The sequence below is a fragment of the Microbacterium sp. SORGH_AS_0428 genome, assembly GCF_031453615.1.
Classification (GTDB): domain Bacteria; phylum Actinomycetota; class Actinomycetes; order Actinomycetales; family Microbacteriaceae; genus Microbacterium.
Genome location: NZ_JAVIZT010000001.1, coordinates 1,490,294 through 1,508,056, shown reverse-complemented (window position 1 = coordinate 1,508,056; position 17,763 = coordinate 1,490,294). Strand labels below are relative to the sequence as shown.

Here is a 17,763-nt window from a genome sequence, read left to right as displayed (position 1 = left end):
CACCGGCGCCGGCCGGGGCGCGAGGGACCGCGGGGCGCGGGCGGGTTCCACGCAGTGGAAACCGGACGTAGCCAGGGCGGGACGCATCCGCGATGATGGGGGCATGGCGATGGCGCTGGAGGGTACGTCCGACGACGGTGCGCGCTCTCTGATCGACCGGGCCTTCGCCATCCTCGGCACCTTCCAGGGCGGCCGCGTGCGGCAGTCCCTCTCCGACATCTCCCGCCGCACCGGCCTGCCGATCGCGACCTGTCACCGCATCGTCAAGCGCCTCACCGAGTGGGGCGCGCTGGAGCGGGACGGCGACGGGCGCTACAACATCGGCCTGCGCCTGTGGGAGACGGCGTCGCTCGCGCCGCGGTCGGTGGGGCTGCAGCGCCTCGCCCGGCCGTATCTGCTCGACCTCTACGAGACGACGGGATACGCCGCGCACCTCGCGATCCGTGAGGGGCTCGAGCTGGTGTCGATCGAACTGCTGCAGAGCCCGCGTCGGCCGGCGGCGCGACCACGCGTCGGGAACAGGTATCCGTTGCACGCGACGGCGATCGGCCTCGTGCTCCTCGCCCATGCGCCCGAGGAGGTGCGGGCGGAGGTCCTCGCGCGTCCGCTCACCGCGTTCACCTCCCGCACCTACACCGACCCCGTGCTGCTCGAGCGCCTGCTCGCCGACATCCGCCGCAGCGGCTACGCGGTGAGCGACCGGCAGGTGGACAATGTGCACATCAGCGTCGCCGCACCCGTCTACGCGGCGGACGGCTCCGTCGTCGCCGCCTGCTCGCTCGCTCTGACCGAACAGGATGTGGACGGCAAGAACATGATCCACCTCGTGCGGCTGACGGCGACCTCCATCTCCCGGCAGCTCGCCGCGGCGGGATACGCGCGCCCCGAGTCCTGATCCTCAGCGGGTGAAGGCGCTGAGTCCCGTGACGGCGCGTCCCACGATCAGCGCGTTCATCTCCCGCGTGCCCTCGAACGTGTAGAGCGCCTCCGCGTCGGCGAAGAAGCGGGCGACGTCGTTGTCGACGCGGATGCCCTCCGCGCCGCAGATCTCCCGGGCGAGGGCGACCGTCTCGCGCGCGCGGTCGGCGGCCCAGCCCTTCACGAGCGCCGCCTGCATCTCATCCGCGCCCCCGTTCCGGCGCGCATCCGTGATGGCGACGGCCAGCGCGAGCGTCGCCGTGGCGTTGCCCAACATCCGCGACAGCTTCTCCTGCACGAGCTGGAAGCCGGCGATCGGTCGCCCGAACTGCCGTCTGCGCGACGCATACGCGAGCGCCGCCTCGTACGCGCCGATCTGAAGCCCCGCCGCGTTCCACGCGACGACGAAACGCAGGTCGGCGAGGATCGCGGCGAGGTCGGCGAAGGAGTCGATGCGCTGCAGCCGGTCGCTCTCCGGCACGCGCACATCGCGCAGCTCGATGTCGCCGTTGCGCACCATCCGCAGCGCGATCTTCCCCGTCACGTCGCGCACCGTCACGCCCTCGGCCGCACGCGGTACGAGAAACGCCTTCACACGATCGTCGGAGGTGTCGCGGGCGACCACGACGATGACCTCCGACAGCGCCGCGTTGCCGATCCACCGCTTGTGACCGCGGATGCGCCACGCGTCGCCCTCACGGGTCGCGGTGGTCTCGAGGCCGCCGGCCACGTCGGAGCCGTGATCGGGCTCGGTGAGCGCGAAGCATCCGGTCAGATCGAAGGAGCGGATGCGGGGATCCCAGCGTTCGACCTGCTCTGGGGAACCGCCCCGGCGCACGAGCGTGCGGAACATGCCCACCTGCCCGCCGTACAGGGTGCCGATCGACATGTCGAAGCGGGCGAGCTCCAGATGGCGGAAGCCGACGTAGATCGGACGAGGCTCGCCGTCCTCACCGACGATCGACGGATCGTCCTCGAGGTGCAGGGCCGCGATCTCCTTGCGCAGGTGCGCGGGGCAGTGTGCGTCCTCCCACCAGGTGGCCAGATGCGGTCGGGCACGGTGCTCCAGCAGCTCCCGCAGCGCGGTGAGCTTGGCGGCCTCGGCGTCCGTGAGTCGCGCCGCGTAGCCGAAGACATCGGTGGGGGCCTCCGTCACGACAGCCCCAGCAGCCGGGCGGCGTTCTGCTTGACGATCATCTCGTGCACGTCGGCCGGGAACTCGAGCGTCTGCACGTCGTTCAGCCACCGGTCGGGGGTGAGGGCGGGCATGTCGGAGCCGAAGAGCATCTTGTGCTTCAGGTACGTGCGCGCGGCGCGCACGAGCGCGGGCGAGAAGTACTTCGGCGACCAGCCCGACAGATCGATCCACGTGTTGAGCTTGTGGGTGGCGATCGAGAGCGCCTCGTCCTGCCAGGGCACGCTCGGGTGGGCCATGATCACCTGCAGGTCTGGATGCCGCGCCGCGACGTCATCGAGGAGCATCGGGTTCGACAGCGACAGCCGGAACCCCCACCCGCCCGGGGTGCCGGCGCCGGCACCCGTCTGACCCGTGTGGACGATGATCGGCACGCCGAGCTCCTCGATCGTCGACCAGAGCGGATCGAACTCGTCGGCCGACGGGTCGAAGCCCTGCACCGAAGGGTGGAACTTGAAACCGCGTACGCCCAGCTCGCCGACCTGGCGGCGCGCCTCCTCGACGGCGGCCTCGCCCTGCAGCGGATCGACGCTGCCGAACGGGATCAGCACGTCGGCGTTGCGGTGCGCGCCGGCGGCGAGATCGTCGATGCTGTTCGGGGCGTGGCCCAGGTTGGTCGTCGCATCGACGGTGAACACCACGGCGGCCATCTTGCGCTCGCGGTAGTAGTGAGCGGTCGCATCCACCGTGCGCGGCGGCTCGCTGCTGCCGAAGTACGCCGCCATCGCGGCGGTCAGGGCGGGCGGCGACGCGGTGCGTCCGCTGTCGTCGATCTGCACGTGGACGTGCACGTCGATCGCGGTGACGGCGTTCAGATCGATGGTCATCGTGCTCCCTGCATCCGTTCTGCCTGTTCGGCGGCGGCGTCGGCCTTGACGCGCGCGAGTTCGACCTTGCCGGTCTGGCTGCGCGCGAGCGTCGAGCGCACGAAGACCTGACGGGGTTTCTTGTATCCGGCGAGGCGCTCGTCGAGGTACGCCGCGAGGGCGTCGAGGTCGACGTCGGCGCCGGCGACGGGAACGATCATGGCCGAGACCACCTCGCCGAATCTCGGATGCGGCAGGCCGAACACCACCGCGTCGTCGATGTCGGGGTGCGACAGCAGCTGCTCCTCGACCTCCGCCGGGAAGACCTTCTCGCCGCCCGTGTTGACCACGGCGCTGAGCCGACCGAGGAGCTCGACCGAGCCGTCGCCGCGCGCCAGGGCCCAGTCGCCGGGCATGACGTAACGGTGCTCGCCGATCGTCGGGAAGGTGCGCGCGGTCTTCTCGGGGTCGCCGTAGTAGCCCCGGGGCAGGACCCCGCGAAAGGCGAGGATGCCGCGGGCGCCGGCGACCGGCGGGATCTCGACGAGATCCTCGTCCAGCAGCACGGTGCCCGGGGTCAGCATGAGCTTGGCGGGCAGATCCTCGGCCGTGCGCGTGATGCCGAATGCGAACGGACCGCCTTCGCTGGAGGCGAGCAGGTCGACGATCATCACATCGCCCTGCTCGTGCAGGCGGCGCTTGACCTCGTCGCTGAAACGCATGCCGGAACTCATGATCGAATCGACGACCCCGAGCCCCCGGCCGTCCGCTTCGACGGCTTCGACGAAGGGCAGCGCGACGGCGTCTCCGGCGACCACGAGACGGGTCACCCCGTGCTCGTGCACGAGGGCGAGGGCATCCGCGACGTCGAGGTGGGCGTGCTCGAGCAGCACGATCGTGCCGCCCAGAGCGAGGGTTCCCATGGTCGTGGACTGCGCGGTGCCGTGCAGCATCGGCGGCAGCGGCAGGGTCACCACGCGCGGCGTCCCCGGGGCGGTCGCGATGCGTGCCGCCTCGTCGAGGTCGTCCGGAGGGTCGATGCCGATGACACCCCATGTCGACTGGCGACGCGCCTGCAGCAGGGTGTCCATCTCCCAGACGACGGCCTTCGGGGCGCCGGTCGTGCCGCCCGTATAGAGCCGCAGGTCCGCGCCGCGGGGCGCGGCCGGGGGCATCTCGCCCCCGGCGGCGACGATCGCGTCGTAGTCATCGGCGCCGGGGATGGATGCTGCGCCGTCCTCGTCGTCGACGGCGATCAGCCGGACGGCGGGCTCGATCCCCGTCACGGCCTCGGCGGCGACGCTCGCGAGCGAGGTCGGTGCGATCAGCACCTTCGCGTCGCAGTCCTCGAGAAGCGCCCGCACCTCGCCCGTCCGGTAGCGGTAGTTGATCGCCACGGGTGAGGCGCCGACGGCCAGGCACGCCCAGAAGAAGGTGAGGTACTCGACCCGGTTGTACAGCAGGAGTGCCGCGGCGTCGCCGAGACCCACGCCGTTCTCGCGCAGGTACCGCGCGAGCGCACCCGCCTCCGCGGCGAACCGCGCGTAGCTGAGGCGCCGCGTCGGTGTGACGATGGCGGTGCGGTCGGGATCGGCCTGCGCGATGCGCGCCCACAGATCGCTGTAGTGGATGCCGCTCACGCGTCCTCCCTCCGCGAGGGCGGTCCCGAGGGCTGAGCCTGCGCGGCGAAGCGGTCGGCCCAGGCGGCATCGATCTCCTCCGCACTCCATCCGCCGTCGCGATGGTCGGTGTCGAGCACCTGCGGGTGGGCGTAGAGGGTGAGCCGGTCGCCGCCGATCCCGATCGCCTGTCCCGTCACGCCCGCGGCCCGCTCCGAGGCGAGCCACACCACCAGCGGTGCCACGTCGTCGGGGGTGCCCAGCGCTTTCTCCCGCCGGAGCTCCGCCGGGACCGGGAGGCCCGCGAGATGGTCCTCCCACGCCTGCGCGTATGCGGGGATCGTGGCCGTCATGGGCGAGAGCGCCGTCGGGACGACGGCGTTCACCGTGATGCCGGCGCGGGCGAGCTCGAGCGACCACGTGCGCGCCATCGCCACGATTCCCGCCTTCACGGCTGCGTAGTTGGTCTGTCCGAAGCTGCCGAACTGGCCCGCGGGCGAGCCGATGAGAACGATGCGGCCGCCCTCGCCCTGCTCGCGCAGGAAGGATGCGGCGGCGCGGGCACACGTGAAGGTGCCGCGCAGATGGGTCTCGACGACGAGATCGAACTCCTCGTCGCTCATCTTCCAGAGCACGCGGTCGCGCAGCACGCCGGCGTTGGCGACGAGGATGTCGAGCCGGCCGAACTCATCGACAGCCGCGCGGACGAGCTCCTCGGCTGCCGCCGTCGAGCCGACCGCTGCGACGGCGGCCGTTGCGGAGCCGCCTGCGGCACGGATCTCCTCGACCACGGCGCCGGCCGATGCCGCATCCACGTCGTTGACGACGACCGCGGCTCCCGCGGCCGCGAGCGCGAGCGCGTAGGCCCGGCCGAGGCTGCGGCCCGCACCCGTGACGATCGCCACTCGTCCGTCGAGTCGGATGCCGCTCACCGGAAGTGCCTCAGGATGAGCTCGGCGACCACCCCGGGCTTCGCGGAGCCCTCGACCTCGAAGGTGAGCGCGAGGGTCACCTGCAGCGCGTCGCCGCGATCTTCGACCTCGGCGACGCGGCCGATGAGGCGGATGCGTCCGCCCGACGGTGTCGGAGCGGGGAATCGGATGCGGTCGAAGCCGTAGACGATGCCGGCGCTGGCGCCGCTCACGCGGTAGATCTCGCGCAGGGGGAGCACGACCATGCTGAGGGTCAGCATGCCGTGCGCGATGCGCCCGCCGAACGGGGATGCGGCCGCGGCGGCCTCGTCGACGTGCAGCGGGTTGTCGTCTCCGGTCAGATCCGCGTAGACGTCGATGTCGTCCTGCGTGATCGGGTACCAGGAGGACGGCCCCAGCTCTCTGCCGCGCGCGGCGGGAAGCTCCTCGATCGCAATGGCGTCGGTCGTCATCGGGTCTCCTCTTCTCGGTTACGTCGGGGGATGATGATGGCCCGACCCGTGATCTCGCCTCGCGCGAGCGCCGCGTAGGCGGCGTCCGCATCCTCCAGGTCGAAACGGCGTGTCACGAGTCGGTCGGTGTCGAAGGCGCCCTCTGCGGCGAGACGCACGACGGCGGGGAGGTCTTCGCGGGTGCGTGCGCCGAACGAGCCGACGATCTGCTGCCCGCGGCGCACGAGAGGGGTGATCTCCAGCTGCGCCCGGGTTCCCGCGGCCGCGATGCCGATCGCGACGAGGCGTGCACCGTCGGCGAGCATTCCGAGCCCCTGTTCCAGGGTCTCGGCGCGGCCCAGCGCCTCGAAGACGACGTCGGCCCCGCCCGACCGGGCGCGCACGGCGTCGACCGGGTCCTCGATCGACGCGTCGACGGTCGCGGTCGCACCCAGTTCGCGGGCGCTGCGCAGTTTGTCCGCGGCGATGTCGATCGCGATGACCTCCCGCGCGCCGGCCGCGAGGCACAGGGGGATGAGACTCGACCCGATGCCGCCGACGCCGATGATCGCGACGGTGGAGCCGTCGGCGACCTCGCCGGCGCGGAAGACGGCGCCGTAGGAGGTCAGACCCGCGCATCCGAGGATGCACGAGGTCTCGGCATCGAGATCGGGCGCGAGCGCCGCCAGTGCGGAGATCGGGACGACGCAGTATTCGGCCAGTCCGCCCATCGAGTACATCGCGAGGAAGGATCCGTCCGGCATCCGCAGCCTGCTGCGCCCGTCGAAGAGGGTCCCCTCGAGACGGTTGCGGCGGAAGAACTGCTCGCACAGGTCGTCGCGGCCGCGCAGGCAGGCCGCGCAGGTGCGACAGGGCATGATGAACCCGGCCACGACGGTGTCGCCGATCTCGAACGACGTGTCGCTGCCGGCGCCGATGGCCACGATCCTCCCGCTCACCTCGTGGCCCATGACCGCGGGGCGTGGGAAGGCGACCTCGCCCTTGATCACGTGCAGATCGGTGTGGCAGACGCCGCACGCGATCACCTCGAGCAGCACCTCGTCGGGGCCGGGTTCCGGGACGGGGATCGTCATCATCCGCATCGCGGCGTGCTCGTCCGCCAGCACTGCCGCCCGCATCGTCGCGGGGATGGGAGTCATCACGGATCGTCCTCGTTCCTGTGGTCTCCCAGCATCCTGTCCGCTGCCCTCCGGACGAGCACGCACTCTTCCGTGGAGTGAAAACGGGCCTCCGGTCGGGGCGAGCACGCGTGTCATCCTGACCGCCGCGCAACTGGCGCGACGAAGGGAGAGCGAGATGGCACCGCAGGAAGCGCTGCTGGATCCGACCGGGATGAGCGCGGGCGCCGACGACGGCACGCTCGCCGCTCGTCCGGTGAGCCTGCGAGGACTCCGGGTCGGGCTGCTGGACAACACGAAGCCGAACGCCACGATGCTGCTGGAGGAGATCGCTGCGATCCTCCAGCGCGATCATGCGGCGGGCGAGGCGACGCTGTACACCAAGGACTACTTCGGGACCCCCCTGTCCGAGCCTCTGCGGGAGCGCATCGCCGCGGAGAACGACATCGTGATCACGGCCGTCGGCGACTGCGGCAGCTGCTCGGCGGCGACCGTCGCGGACGGGATCATGTTCGAACGCGCGGGGGTTCCGACGGTGTCGATCACCTCGGACTCGTTCTTCATGTCGGGTCGCGCGATGGCCTCGGTGCAGGGGTTCCCGGGATTCGAGTTCACCGCCGTCGCTCATCCGATGGCGAGTCTGACGGAGACCGAGGTGCGCGAGCGCGCGGCCGCGGTGATGCCCGAGGTCCTGCGGATCCTCGGCGTGGAGGAGGGATGACGATGACGCTTCTGACGGACGAGGTGCCCACGGTCGACGCCGACCGCGTGCGCGAGCTGGTCGAGTACTACTACGAGAACGACTGGACCGACGGCCTGCCCGTGGTGCCGGTCACCGAGACGCTGCTCGAGGAGTTCCTCGCCGCCACCGATCGGGCCCCGGACGACGTGCTGTTCACCATCTCGCACCTCAACCGCTCGATGACGGTGCGGCTCGCGGCGATCAACGCGGCGATGGCCGGATGCCGCGCGGACTACTTCCCGACCGTGATCGCGGCATGGGAGGCCATCGCGAAGGAACCGCATCCGGCTCGCGGGATCTGGCAGTCGACCACCGGGACGGCGCCGATGCTCGTGGTCAACGGTCCGGTTCGCGAGCGGATCGGGCTGAACGGGCGCGGCAACGTCTTCGGCTCGGGCTTTCGCGCCAACGCCACGATCGGGCGTGCGATCCGGCTCGGCTGCATCAATGTGTTCGGCCTGCATCCGCACAAGCTCGACCAGGCGACGCAGGGCACCCCGGCCAAGTTCTCGGCGTGCATCGCCGAGAACGAGGAGCAGAGCCCGTGGGAACCGCTGCACGTCGAGCACGGCTTCGCCCCTGGCGACGACGTCGTCACCGCGTTCGTCATCCGCTCGGTCGTGCACATCGAGGCGCGGCACACGCAGGAGCCCGAGCAGCTGGCGCGCGACCTGATCGACACGATCGCCCGCACGGGCGCGCTCATCCACGAGTACACGAGCGCGCTGCTGGTGCTCACCCCCGAGCACGCTCAGGTCTTCGCCCAGGCGGGCTGGAGCAAGGACGATCTGCGCACCTACGTGTTCGAGAACGCCCGCCGCACCCGTGCCGAGCTCGCCGCCGTCGGCAAGGACGCCCTCTCGCACAAGACGCGCTGGCGGCTGCCGAGCACCCACCCCGACTCGATGCCGGACACGGCGAGCGCGAGCGACGAACCCGATGCGGTTGCGTCGCTGCACAACCCCAGTTCGGTGCAGATCATGGTCGCCGGCGCCGACAACGCGGGCGTCTCGGCTGTCGTGGAGATCTTCACCCTCAACCCGCCGCGCGAGATCCCCTTCTCGCAGAGCCGGATCGGAGGCGAGCGATGAGCGCGGCGACCTCCGTCGATGAGGCGCTCGCGCCCTTCGGGGAGATGATGGGCGCCGACGGCTACCTGCTCAGCTGGGAGGCGTCGGCCGATGATCGGATCGTCGTGCGCATCGAGGCCGGCGAGGGCGCCTGCGCGGACTGCCTCGTGCCGCTGAGTGTCATGGAGGCGATCATGGGGCAGGCCCTCGCGCCCACCGCCTACGAGCTGGATCACGTCGTGCTGCCCGAGGGCGCCGCGCACTGAGCGGGCCGCGATCATGCACCTCACCGACGAGGAGAAGCGCATGCGCGACGGCGTCGAGGGCGACGCCGTCGCGGTCGCGATGGACCTGCTGATCCGCTACGGCGACGCACTCCAGGCGGAGCGGCTGGTCGCCACACGCAACGTCGCCGGAACCATGACCCAGCCCTCGCCCGCCAAGGCGAAGCTGGTGGCAGAGGGCGGGTGGGCCAAGGCGTTCGCCGTCATGAACCTCGACAGCGACCGGGAGCTCGACATCCCCTCGATGCGCGTGCCCACCTGTCAGCTGCAGCACGGATTCGGTGCCGACGCCCAGGGTCTCACCCGCTACCCGGCCGACAGCATCCGGCTGCAGGAGGACGCGGAGTCGTACTTCACCGACCGTGGGGTACGGGTGCTGGGGACCTGCACCCCGTACCAGGTGGGCAATCTTCCCGTCCTCGGCGAGCACTGCGCCTGGATGGAGTCGTCGGCCGTCGTCTACGCGAACTCCGTGCTGGGCGCCCGAACGAACTGCGAGGGGGCCGCCTCCACCGGTGCGGCGTCGTTGACCGGCCGCATCCCGTACTGGGGCAATCACCTTCCCGCCAACCGTCTCGCGACCCACCTCGTGCGTGCGGAGACCCCCGTGGCGGGCTTCCGGGACTGGGGGCTGCTCGGCTACTTCGTGGGCGAGCTCGTGCAGGAGGCGCGGCCCGCGGTCGTCGGCTCGCTCGCGCCGGCATCGGATGCGGACCTCAAGCACTTCGGCGCCGCCACCGCGACCTCGGGCGGTGTGGAGCTGTATCACCTGCCCGGTGTCACCCCGGAGGCGCCGACTCTGGAAGCGGCGTTCGGGGGCGCGGGGATACCGGAGGCGGTGACGTACGGCCAGCGGGAGCGGCGGGCGACGTACGAGACGCTCAACGCCCAGGGCCAGAGCGCGGATGTCGACTTCGTGCTGCTCGGCTGTCCTCACGCCTCGCTCGCCCAGGTGGAGGAGATCGCGGGGCTGCTCGAGGGACGCCGCCTGGCCGACGGTGCGCAGCTGTGGGTCATGCTCCCGCGTGCGCTCGCCGCCGAGGCCCTGCGTCGGGGCTGGACGCGCACGATCACGCGCGCCGGCGGGCGGGTGCTGACCGAGTCGTGCCCCGCGATGTCGCGCGCCGCTCCGCCCGGCACCCGCGTCATGGCGACCGACTCTGCCAAGCAGGCGCACTACCTGCCCGCGATCCTCGGCATCGAGGCGTGGTTCGGCACGACGCGCGAGTGCGTGGATGCGGCCGTCACAGGCCGCTGGCGAGGGGAGCTGACGTGATCGAGCTGGTGGGGCGGGGGATCGTCCCCGGGCGCGTGCGCGCGCCGGCGCTCGTCACGCGCGAGCCGATCTCGGGGTTCGGGGGCATCGACGTCGCGACCGGGACCGTGATCGAGCCGCGGCACGAGCTGTTCGGGCAGTGCTTCACGGGTCATGTGCTCGTCTTCCCGGGCGCCAAGGGCTCCTCGGGGTGGTCGGGGTTCTTCCAGAGCACGCGACTCATGGGCACCGCTCCCGCAGCCCTCGTGTTCGACGTGATCACGACCAAGGCCGTGCTCGGCGCCATCGTGACGCGAGTGCCGACGGTCGTGCAGGCCGCCCCCGCGCCGCTGGAGACGATACGCACGGGCGACGTCGTGGAGGTCGACGGCGACACCGGTCGGATCGTCGTGATCCGGACTGACGGGGTGGCGGTGCATTCCGGTGAGTGAAAAGGTGGTTGGACCCCGGCGTACTGGTTCGCAGACTCGTCGTGTCGCTCGCAATGGCGTGAGCGGATCATCCCGACACAGGAGTCAGACATGATCACAGCAGTTCGTCGTACGAAGACCCGCCGTCTGTCGCTGGTCGCAGCGACGCTCGCGGCGGGCGCCCTCGCGCTCACCGGATGCGGCGGAGGCGCCGCGGAGGAGTCGGGCTCCACGCCCGGCGCGGGCGGTGACCTCGGGTCCATGACGGTCGTCACGTTCCTGCCCCTGGAGTCGTTCAGCTTCGGCCCGGAGATGTTCGCGTACTCGGGCGGATACTTCGAGAAGCACGGGCTCGATGTGACGCTCCAGCCGGTGCAGGGCACGTCTGCCGCGATCCAGTCGTTGCTCGGCGGTGCGACCACCCTGACCCGTGCGAGCACGGTGGACGTGTTCCCGCCGATGGTCGACGGACAGCCGATCCGCGCGGTGGGCACGATGGCCTACAAGTCGAACCTGCGCATGATCTCGGTCGAGGACGACCCCATCACGACCCCCGCCGACATGGAGGGCAAGGTCATCGGCATGGGCTCGATCGGCGGCACCAGCGAGAAGCTCTTGAACCTCACTCTGGACGACGCGGGGATCGCGGAGGACACCGTCACCCGCCAGGCCGTGCCCGTCACGGCGGCGACCCTCGAGGTCGTGCGCCAGGGACAGCTCGACGGCTACATCGTCAGCCTCGACACGTCGCTCGCCATCGGCCAGCAGAACCCGGACGCGGTCGTCGACGACGCGGGCCTCGGCGACGCCCGCGACATCCAGACCTGGATCACGACCGAGTCCAACCTCAAGGACGAGAAGAAGGTCGCGCAGATCGAGGCGTTCATGGCCGCCATCCGCGAGGCCGTGCAGGACATGATCGACGACGCGCCGAACAACTTCGCCAACGTGCTCAAGACACTGCGCGACAGCGGCGACTGGAACTTCCCGGCGCTGGCCGACGACGAGATCGCCGCGGCCGCGCTGGAGGTCTACACGACGCAGACCTGGGTCGACGCCGACGGCGGCGTGCCGCTGCTGGAGAACGACCTGGACGCCTGGAAGGCCACCTACGACACCTACGTCAAGGCGGGGATGCTCGAGGGTGGCCAGAATCCCGGCGACTGGATCACGAACGACTACGTGCCCGCGGGCTGAGCACGGGAAGGAACGATCATGAGCAACGACACCGTCGTCACGGCCGATCCGCCGCTGACTCAGACCGCGACGCAGCCTCGCCTGCGCATCCGCGGCGTCGGACGCGACTTCCAGACCCGGGCGGGCGTGACCCACGCCGTGTCGGGCGTCGACCTCGACATCCAGCGGGGAGAGTTCGTCGCCCTGATCGGGCGCTCGGGATGCGGCAAGACGACGCTTCTGCGCATGATCGGCGGCCTGCTCGCACCGACCGCGGGTTCGATCGAGGTCGACGGGCGCCACCTGTGGCGTGACGGCCGGGTCGAGCCGTCCGCCGTGACCCGGCTCGGGTTCGTGTTCCAGGAGAGCAACCTGTTCCCCTGGTTCTCCGTGCTCGACAACATCGCGCTGCCGTTGAAGCTGCGCGGTGTGGGCAAGGCGGAGCGGCGAGCGCGTGCGGCCGAGCTCGCCGACCTCGTGGGGCTGAAGGGCTTCGAGCGTTCGTATCCGCGTGAGCTGTCGGGCGGGATGCGGCAGCGCGCCGCGATCGCGCGCTCGCTGAGCACCGAGCCCGACCTGCTGCTCATGGACGAGCCCTTCGGGGCGCTCGACGCGCTGACCCGTGAGCGGATGAACCTGGAGCTGCAGCGCATCGTCCTGCAGACCAACTCCACCGTCGTCTTCGTGACGCACGACATCCCGGAGGCCGTGTTCCTGGCAGACCGGGTCGTGCACATGACGCCGCGGCCGGGCCGCATCCGACAGATCTTGACCGTTCCGGACGCCAAGCCGCGCGACATCGAGTTGCAGACGACGCCCGGATTCAACGACATCGTGCGCAGCCTTCGCCACGACCTCGACGAGGAGGAATGAGCGCATGACCACCGTGCAAGCACCCCCGGACCAGCCGACCACGACCTCGGTCGTGACCCTCGAGCGCCGGCGCGCCCGCGCGCGGACGATGAAGATCCTGCCCTGGATCGTGACCCCGGCCCTCGTGGTCGTGATCATCGGACTGTGGCAGCTCTACGTCAGCGCCTTCGAGGTGAACCCGTTCGTGTTCCCCCCGCCGGCCGCGGTGGGCGAGGCGTTCGTCGCGCTCGTCTCCGACGGCAAGACGTGGGCGGAGGCGGGCGTCACCGTGACCGAGATCCTCGTCGGCTTCGCCGTCGCCGTCGTCCTCGGCGTGGTCGTGGGTGTCGTCCTCGGCAAGCTTCCGTGGCTCGAGGTCAGCATCCGTCCGCTCATCGTCATCGCGCAGGTGGCTCCCAAGGTCGCCTTCGTGCCGCTGTTCGTCATCTGGTTCGGCTTCGGGATCACCTCCAAGATCGTCCTGGCCGCCCTCCTGGCCTTCTTCCCCGTGATGCTCAACGTGCTGCTGGGTGTGCGATCCGTCGAGCGGGGCCAACGCGAGGTGATGCGCAGCCTCAACGCCTCCAGGGCGCAGACCTTCACGCAGCTCGAGATGCGCAGCCTGCAGCCGTACCTGTTCGCCGGGATGGAGGTCGCGATCGTGCTCGCCACGATCGGCGCCATCGTCGGCGAGTACCTCGGCGGCAGCGTCGGGCTCGGCGCGATGGTCGTCAGGGCCATGAACTCCCTGGATGCGGCGCGCACCTTCGCGCTGATCCTGCTGCTCTCGCTGATCGGTCTCGTGCTGTATCTGATCGTCAACGAGGCGAAGCGGTTCTTCATCCCCTGGCACGAGTCGGTCTACGGCCTGCGCGAGAACCTCTGATCCGCATCCCGACGCCGCGCCCTCCCACGGGCGCGGCGTCGGCGCGCGTCGTGGGAAGGTAGCCAGGTGACCCAGGAGGACAGATCGCGCGACCGCATCCAGAGTGTGGAACGCGCCGTCGCGGTGCTGCGCGCCTTCGGCGGGCACGACGCGACCTCGAGCGTGAGTGAGCTGGCGGCGCGGGTGCAGCTGCCGAGGCCCGTCGTGCGCCGCATCCTGCTCACGTTCGAGCACATCGGGTACGTCCGCAGCGAGAACGGCCGCTGGGCGCTGACCGCCCGCATCCTCGAGCTCGGTGCCGGCTACTTCGCCGCCTCGTCGCTGCCCGAGATCGCGCAGCCGATCATGGCGGAGATCGTCGCGCAGACGGGGGAGACCTGCAGCATGGGCGAGCTGGACCTGCCCGACGTGATCCACGTCGCGCGCGTGGAGGAACGGCGCCCGCTGCCGGATGCGGTGCGGGTCGGCACGCGCCTGCCCGCGCACGCGACCGCCGTCGGGCGCGTACTGCTGGCGGATCTGCCCGAGCCGGAGCTCGATGCCTACCTGGCGCGACCGCGCGAGGCGTACACCCCTCTCACGATCGTCGAGACCGGCGCTCTCCGCGAGCGCCTGCGGCAGGTGCGCGAGGACGGCTACGACGTGTCGATCGAGGAGCTGCATCCCGGGATGATCGCGGCAGCCGTGCCGATCGTCGTCGCGGGGCGAGCCGTGGCGGGACTCACGGTGTCGTCCACCACACTCCGGTCGCGCGAGGCGGCGTTGCGCGACGAGGTCGTGCCCGCGCTGCGGGATGCGGCCGAGCGCATCGCCGCGGCCTATCGTGCGGCGAACCCGGGCGTGTACCGGACGCCGCCGGCCGCAGGTTGACGCGCCCTCAGCGCGCCGAGACGGGCGTCGGTACCACCATGTCGGCGGTCGGCTCCTCGGTGCCGAGATAGGCCCCGTCCGCGATCAGACGCGTCTGGAGCGCCGTCACGTCCACGTCGCCGACTGAGACTCCCGCGCCCAGCGCGAGCGCGGCTGCGGTACCGGCCGCCTGGCCCATCGCGAAGCAGGGGCCGGTGACGCGCCCCGAGGACTGCCCGCCCTGGGTCATCGAGGCGCAGCGCCCGACGACGAGCAGGTTCGGCACGACCTGCGGCACCAGCATCCGGTACGGGAGCTGGTTGAAGCCTCTGCTGTCGGCGGGCGCGAAGCGGAACTCGACGTCTCCCGCCACGTGCGCCTCGACCGGCCAGCCGTTCACCCCGATCGCGTCGGTGAAGTCGGCGCAGCCGAGCACGTCCTGCTCGGTGAGCATGTAGCGACCGCGGATGCGGCGGGTCTCGCGGATGCCGATCTGCGGGGCGATGTCGACGACGTAGGAGTCCTCGAAGCCGGGCGTGCGCTCGCGGATGAAGGCGAAGGTGTCGCGCACCTGACGCCGCCCCTGGAGCTCGCCGTGGGAGAGCTGTCGCACATCGGTGCCGTCGACGGCCGAGCCGTCGTCGTTGCTCAGCTGCGTGAGGTTCGACCGCCACTCCAGCGGATTGCGCTGCGGACGCACGATGGGCTTCTTGCGGGGGAAGCGATGCGTGCCGGCCGCCTCCGCTTCCTCCATCAGGCGACGGATGGTGCGCCACGCCGGACCCGCCTTGTCGTAGTCGACCCCGTTGATGCGGAACATCAGCGAGGGGTACAGCAGGTGCTCCGATCGCTCGAACGGCGCACCAGCGAAGGCCGCGATGTCGGCGTCGCCGGAACCGTCGATGAAGACGGATCCGCGCACGGCCTGTCGGCCGGACTTCGATTCGATGACGACCGCGTCGATCGCGCCGTCGTCGGCGAGCACCGTGTCGACGGCGCTCGTGTGGAACAGCACCTCCGCGCCGGCCGAGACCAGCAGCTCGTCCGCGGCGATCTTGTAGGCCGAGATGTCGAACGCCTGCGCCATGATGCGGTCGTCGACGCTGAGGTGGGCGTCGTTGAGACCGTCGAGGGCGATGAGTCGGTCGAGCAGATCGTCGGTGATGCCGCGGATGACGCGCATGTCGACCCCGTCGACGCGGGCGTGCAGACCGCAGAAGGTGCTCAGGCCGCCCATGGTCCCCGCGCCGCCGAGGAACCCGTAGCGCTCCAGCAGCACCACCGAGCGCCCGGCGCGCGCTGCGGCCGTGGCGGCGAACAGCCCCGCGGGCCCGCCTCCGACCACGACGACGTCGTACTCCCCGATGACGGGGATGCGGGCGGCGGGCAGGGTGATCGTCGAATCGGTCATGCGTCCTCCAGGCTCGGGGTCTCGGTGTCGTCTCGGTCGCAGAGCCCCGGCCGCGCGCACAGCACGGCGCCGCATCCCAGGGGCTGAACGAGGTGCTCGTACTGGTCGAGCATCCCGCCGCCGGAGTCGCGGTCGACGGGTGGGCGGTACGGTTCGCGCGCGGCGAGCCCGGAGGCCTCGACGAGCAGGTCGACACGTCCTTCTGACAGGTCGATGTCGATCACATCGCCGTCCTGTACCCGTCCGAGCGGCCCGTCGTCCGCGGCTTCGGGGGAGACCTCGCCGATCGAGATGCCCTGGTTGACCAGTCCGCTGAACTGTCCGTCGGTCACGAGTGCGACCTCGTCGGCCAATCCCCGCGCGTGCAGGGCGAAGATGAACGCCGAGGTCAGCCCCATGCCCGGGGCGCCCCGCACTCCGATGCCCCGGATCACGGCGACGTCGCCGCGCTGGAGGCGGCCGTCGCCGATCGCCCCGATCGCCTCCTCGCGGTTCGCGAACACCCGCGCCGGTCCTCGGAAACGATGCGGACCGGGATCCGGAACGGGACGCTTCGCGACGGCGCCGCCCGGGGCGAGTGAGCCGCGCAGCACGGAGATCGCGGGATCGGTGCCGAACGGGTCCTCGAGCGAACGGATGATGACGCCGTCCGGGGCGGGAGCCGCGGCCGCGTTCTCGGCGACGGTCGTGCCGGCCGCAGTGGGCCGCTCGCCGTGCAGCAGCGGCAGCAACGCGCGCAGCAGCGTGGCACCGCCGCCGGCGTCGTCGAACTCCTCGATGAGCGCGGGGCCGTTGGGGCGCACGGATGCGAGCAACGGGGTCTGGCGACCGAGCGTGCGGAACAGGCCCCAGACATCGACGTCCACGCCGGCCTCGATCGCGATCGCCTGCAGGTGCTTGATGGTGTTCATCGACCCGCCGACGGCCAGCATGGCGCGCACCGCATCCTGGATCGCCTCTGCGGTGATGATGGAGCGCGGCCGGATGTCGCGGGCGATCAGATCGGCCATGGCGACAGCCGAGCGGCGCACGCTGTCCCACATCCGCGCGCCGTTCGCGCGCACGGGGGCGGCGCGAGGAACGGTCATGCCGAGCGCCTCGGCGACCACGTGCATGGAGTTCGCGGTGGCCATGCCCGAGCAGACCCCCGGGCCCAGGATCGCGTCGTCGGCGAGGTCGATGAGGTCGTCGGTGGGAGCCCCCGTGACGGCCGCCTGCGCGGCGAGCAGGAAGACTTCCTCGACGTCGGCCTCGCGCCCCTCGGCAAGGCCCGAGTGCTGATAGCCGCACGGCACGATCACCGTGGGTACGTTCAGGCGCCCCGCGGCCATGAGGTGCGCCGGCGTCGTCTTGTCGCACGAGCTGAGGCAGATCATGCCGTCGAGCAGCGCACCCTCGACGGCCGCCTCGATGTCGTTCACGATGAGGTCGCGGCTGGGCAGGATGTAGCGTCCGGCGCGGCCCGCGCTCGTGACGAAGTCGGAGGGGGCGGCGGTGCGGATCTCGAAAGGCAACAGGCCCTGCGCCCGGAGCTCCTTCTTGAGCACGGCGACGATGTCGTCGAGATGAGCGAAGCACGCTGCGAGATCGGACGACGTGTTGACGATCGCGATCTTGGGGCGGTCGAGCTCGTTCGCGGGGATGCCGAGGGAGCGCCACTGCGCGCGCCGGGCGACCCCGAGCGCGGAGGTGGGAGGGAGATTGCTGCGCAACGCGGACATCCGTCGTCCTTCCAGGTCGTCGTCGACGACAACGAGTGTACGCATT

General features: G+C 70.9%; 18 protein-coding genes. 10 read left to right on the top strand and 8 right to left on the bottom strand.

Annotated features, from left to right (window positions below):
* Window positions 1-103: 103 nt before the first annotated feature.
* Window positions 104-895 carry an IclR family transcriptional regulator gene (locus tag QE374_RS07090; protein ID WP_309733424.1) on the top strand — a complete coding sequence of 264 codons (792 nt, stop codon included), beginning with the start codon at window positions 104-106 and terminating at the stop codon, window positions 893-895.
* 3 nt (window positions 896-898) lie between these two features.
* Here QE374_RS07090 and QE374_RS07085 read toward each other — a convergent pair whose 3' ends face one another.
* Genes QE374_RS07085 through QE374_RS07060 form a run of 6 tightly spaced genes read right to left on the bottom strand, consistent with a single transcriptional unit; the run spans window position 899 to window position 7,061 of the window.
* A complete protein-coding gene (locus QE374_RS07085; protein ID WP_309733422.1) occupies window positions 899-2,074 on the bottom strand; it encodes an acyl-CoA dehydrogenase family protein in 1,176 nt (391 codons plus the stop codon).
* A complete protein-coding gene (locus QE374_RS07080; protein WP_309733420.1) occupies window positions 2,071-2,940 on the bottom strand; it encodes an amidohydrolase family protein in 870 nt (289 codons plus the stop codon). Before QE374_RS07080 ends, QE374_RS07085 begins: the two co-directional genes overlap by 4 nt.
* On the bottom strand, window positions 2,937-4,559 hold the full coding sequence (locus tag QE374_RS07075; protein WP_309733418.1) for an AMP-binding protein: 1,623 nt from the start codon (window positions 4,557-4,559) through the stop codon (window positions 2,937-2,939). Before QE374_RS07075 ends, QE374_RS07080 begins: the two co-directional genes overlap by 4 nt.
* Window positions 4,556-5,461 (bottom strand): SDR family oxidoreductase, encoded by a 906-nt coding sequence (locus tag QE374_RS07070; RefSeq protein WP_396653346.1) that lies wholly within the window; start codon window positions 5,459-5,461, stop codon window positions 4,556-4,558. Before QE374_RS07070 ends, QE374_RS07075 begins: the two co-directional genes overlap by 4 nt.
* Window positions 5,462-5,466: 5 nt before the next feature.
* On the bottom strand, window positions 5,467-5,922 hold the full coding sequence (locus QE374_RS07065) for a MaoC family dehydratase (RefSeq protein WP_309733413.1): 456 nt from the start codon (window positions 5,920-5,922) through the stop codon (window positions 5,467-5,469).
* Window positions 5,919-7,061: a zinc-binding dehydrogenase gene (locus QE374_RS07060; RefSeq protein WP_309736646.1), complete on the bottom strand. Its 1,143-nt coding sequence runs from the start codon at window positions 7,059-7,061 to the stop codon at window positions 5,919-5,921. Before QE374_RS07060 ends, QE374_RS07065 begins: the two co-directional genes overlap by 4 nt.
* 157 nt (window positions 7,062-7,218) lie before the next feature.
* Between QE374_RS07060 and QE374_RS07055 the strand changes: the two genes are divergently transcribed.
* From QE374_RS07055 to QE374_RS07015, 9 genes are all read left to right on the top strand, one after another.
* Window positions 7,219-7,761: a UGSC family (seleno)protein gene (locus tag QE374_RS07055; RefSeq protein WP_309733411.1), complete on the top strand. Its 543-nt coding sequence runs from the start codon at window positions 7,219-7,221 to the stop codon at window positions 7,759-7,761.
* Entirely contained in the window at window positions 7,758-8,873 is a 1,116-nt protein-coding gene (locus QE374_RS07050) for a hypothetical protein (protein ID WP_309733409.1), read from the top strand. Before QE374_RS07055 ends, QE374_RS07050 begins: the two co-directional genes overlap by 4 nt.
* Window positions 8,870-9,118: a hypothetical protein gene (locus QE374_RS07045; RefSeq protein WP_309733408.1), complete on the top strand. Its 249-nt coding sequence runs from the start codon at window positions 8,870-8,872 to the stop codon at window positions 9,116-9,118. Before QE374_RS07050 ends, QE374_RS07045 begins: the two co-directional genes overlap by 4 nt.
* A gap of 13 nt (window positions 9,119-9,131) precedes the next feature.
* Complete coding sequence (locus QE374_RS07040; RefSeq protein WP_309733406.1) at window positions 9,132-10,412, top strand: aconitase X catalytic domain-containing protein; 1,281 nt, start codon at window positions 9,132-9,134, stop codon at window positions 10,410-10,412.
* Window positions 10,409-10,843, top strand: coding sequence for an aconitase X swivel domain-containing protein (locus QE374_RS07035; RefSeq protein ID WP_309733405.1), 435 nt, complete (start codon window positions 10,409-10,411; stop codon window positions 10,841-10,843). Before QE374_RS07040 ends, QE374_RS07035 begins: the two co-directional genes overlap by 4 nt.
* Before the next feature lie 90 nt (window positions 10,844-10,933).
* On the top strand, window positions 10,934-12,019 hold the full coding sequence (locus tag QE374_RS07030) for an ABC transporter substrate-binding protein (RefSeq protein WP_309733403.1): 1,086 nt from the start codon (window positions 10,934-10,936) through the stop codon (window positions 12,017-12,019).
* Between the two features lie 18 nt (window positions 12,020-12,037).
* Window positions 12,038-12,871: an ABC transporter ATP-binding protein gene (locus QE374_RS07025; protein ID WP_309733401.1), complete on the top strand. Its 834-nt coding sequence runs from the start codon at window positions 12,038-12,040 to the stop codon at window positions 12,869-12,871.
* Between the two features lie 4 nt (window positions 12,872-12,875).
* Complete coding sequence (locus QE374_RS07020; RefSeq protein ID WP_309733399.1) at window positions 12,876-13,736, top strand: ABC transporter permease; 861 nt, start codon at window positions 12,876-12,878, stop codon at window positions 13,734-13,736.
* A gap of 66 nt (window positions 13,737-13,802) precedes the next feature.
* Window positions 13,803-14,606 carry an IclR family transcriptional regulator C-terminal domain-containing protein gene (locus tag QE374_RS07015; protein ID WP_309733397.1) on the top strand — a complete coding sequence of 268 codons (804 nt, stop codon included), beginning with the start codon at window positions 13,803-13,805 and terminating at the stop codon, window positions 14,604-14,606.
* A gap of 7 nt (window positions 14,607-14,613) precedes the next feature.
* On the opposite strand, the gene QE374_RS07010 is transcribed toward QE374_RS07015, so the two are convergent.
* Complete coding sequence (locus QE374_RS07010; protein WP_309733395.1) at window positions 14,614-15,996, bottom strand: FAD-dependent oxidoreductase; 1,383 nt, start codon at window positions 15,994-15,996, stop codon at window positions 14,614-14,616.
* The gene (locus QE374_RS07005; RefSeq protein WP_309733393.1) at window positions 15,993-17,762 is read right to left on the bottom strand and encodes a dihydroxy-acid dehydratase; all 1,770 of its coding nucleotides are present in this window, start codon (window positions 17,760-17,762) and stop codon (window positions 15,993-15,995) included. Before QE374_RS07005 ends, QE374_RS07010 begins: the two co-directional genes overlap by 4 nt.
* Window position 17,763: the final 1 nt, after the last annotated feature.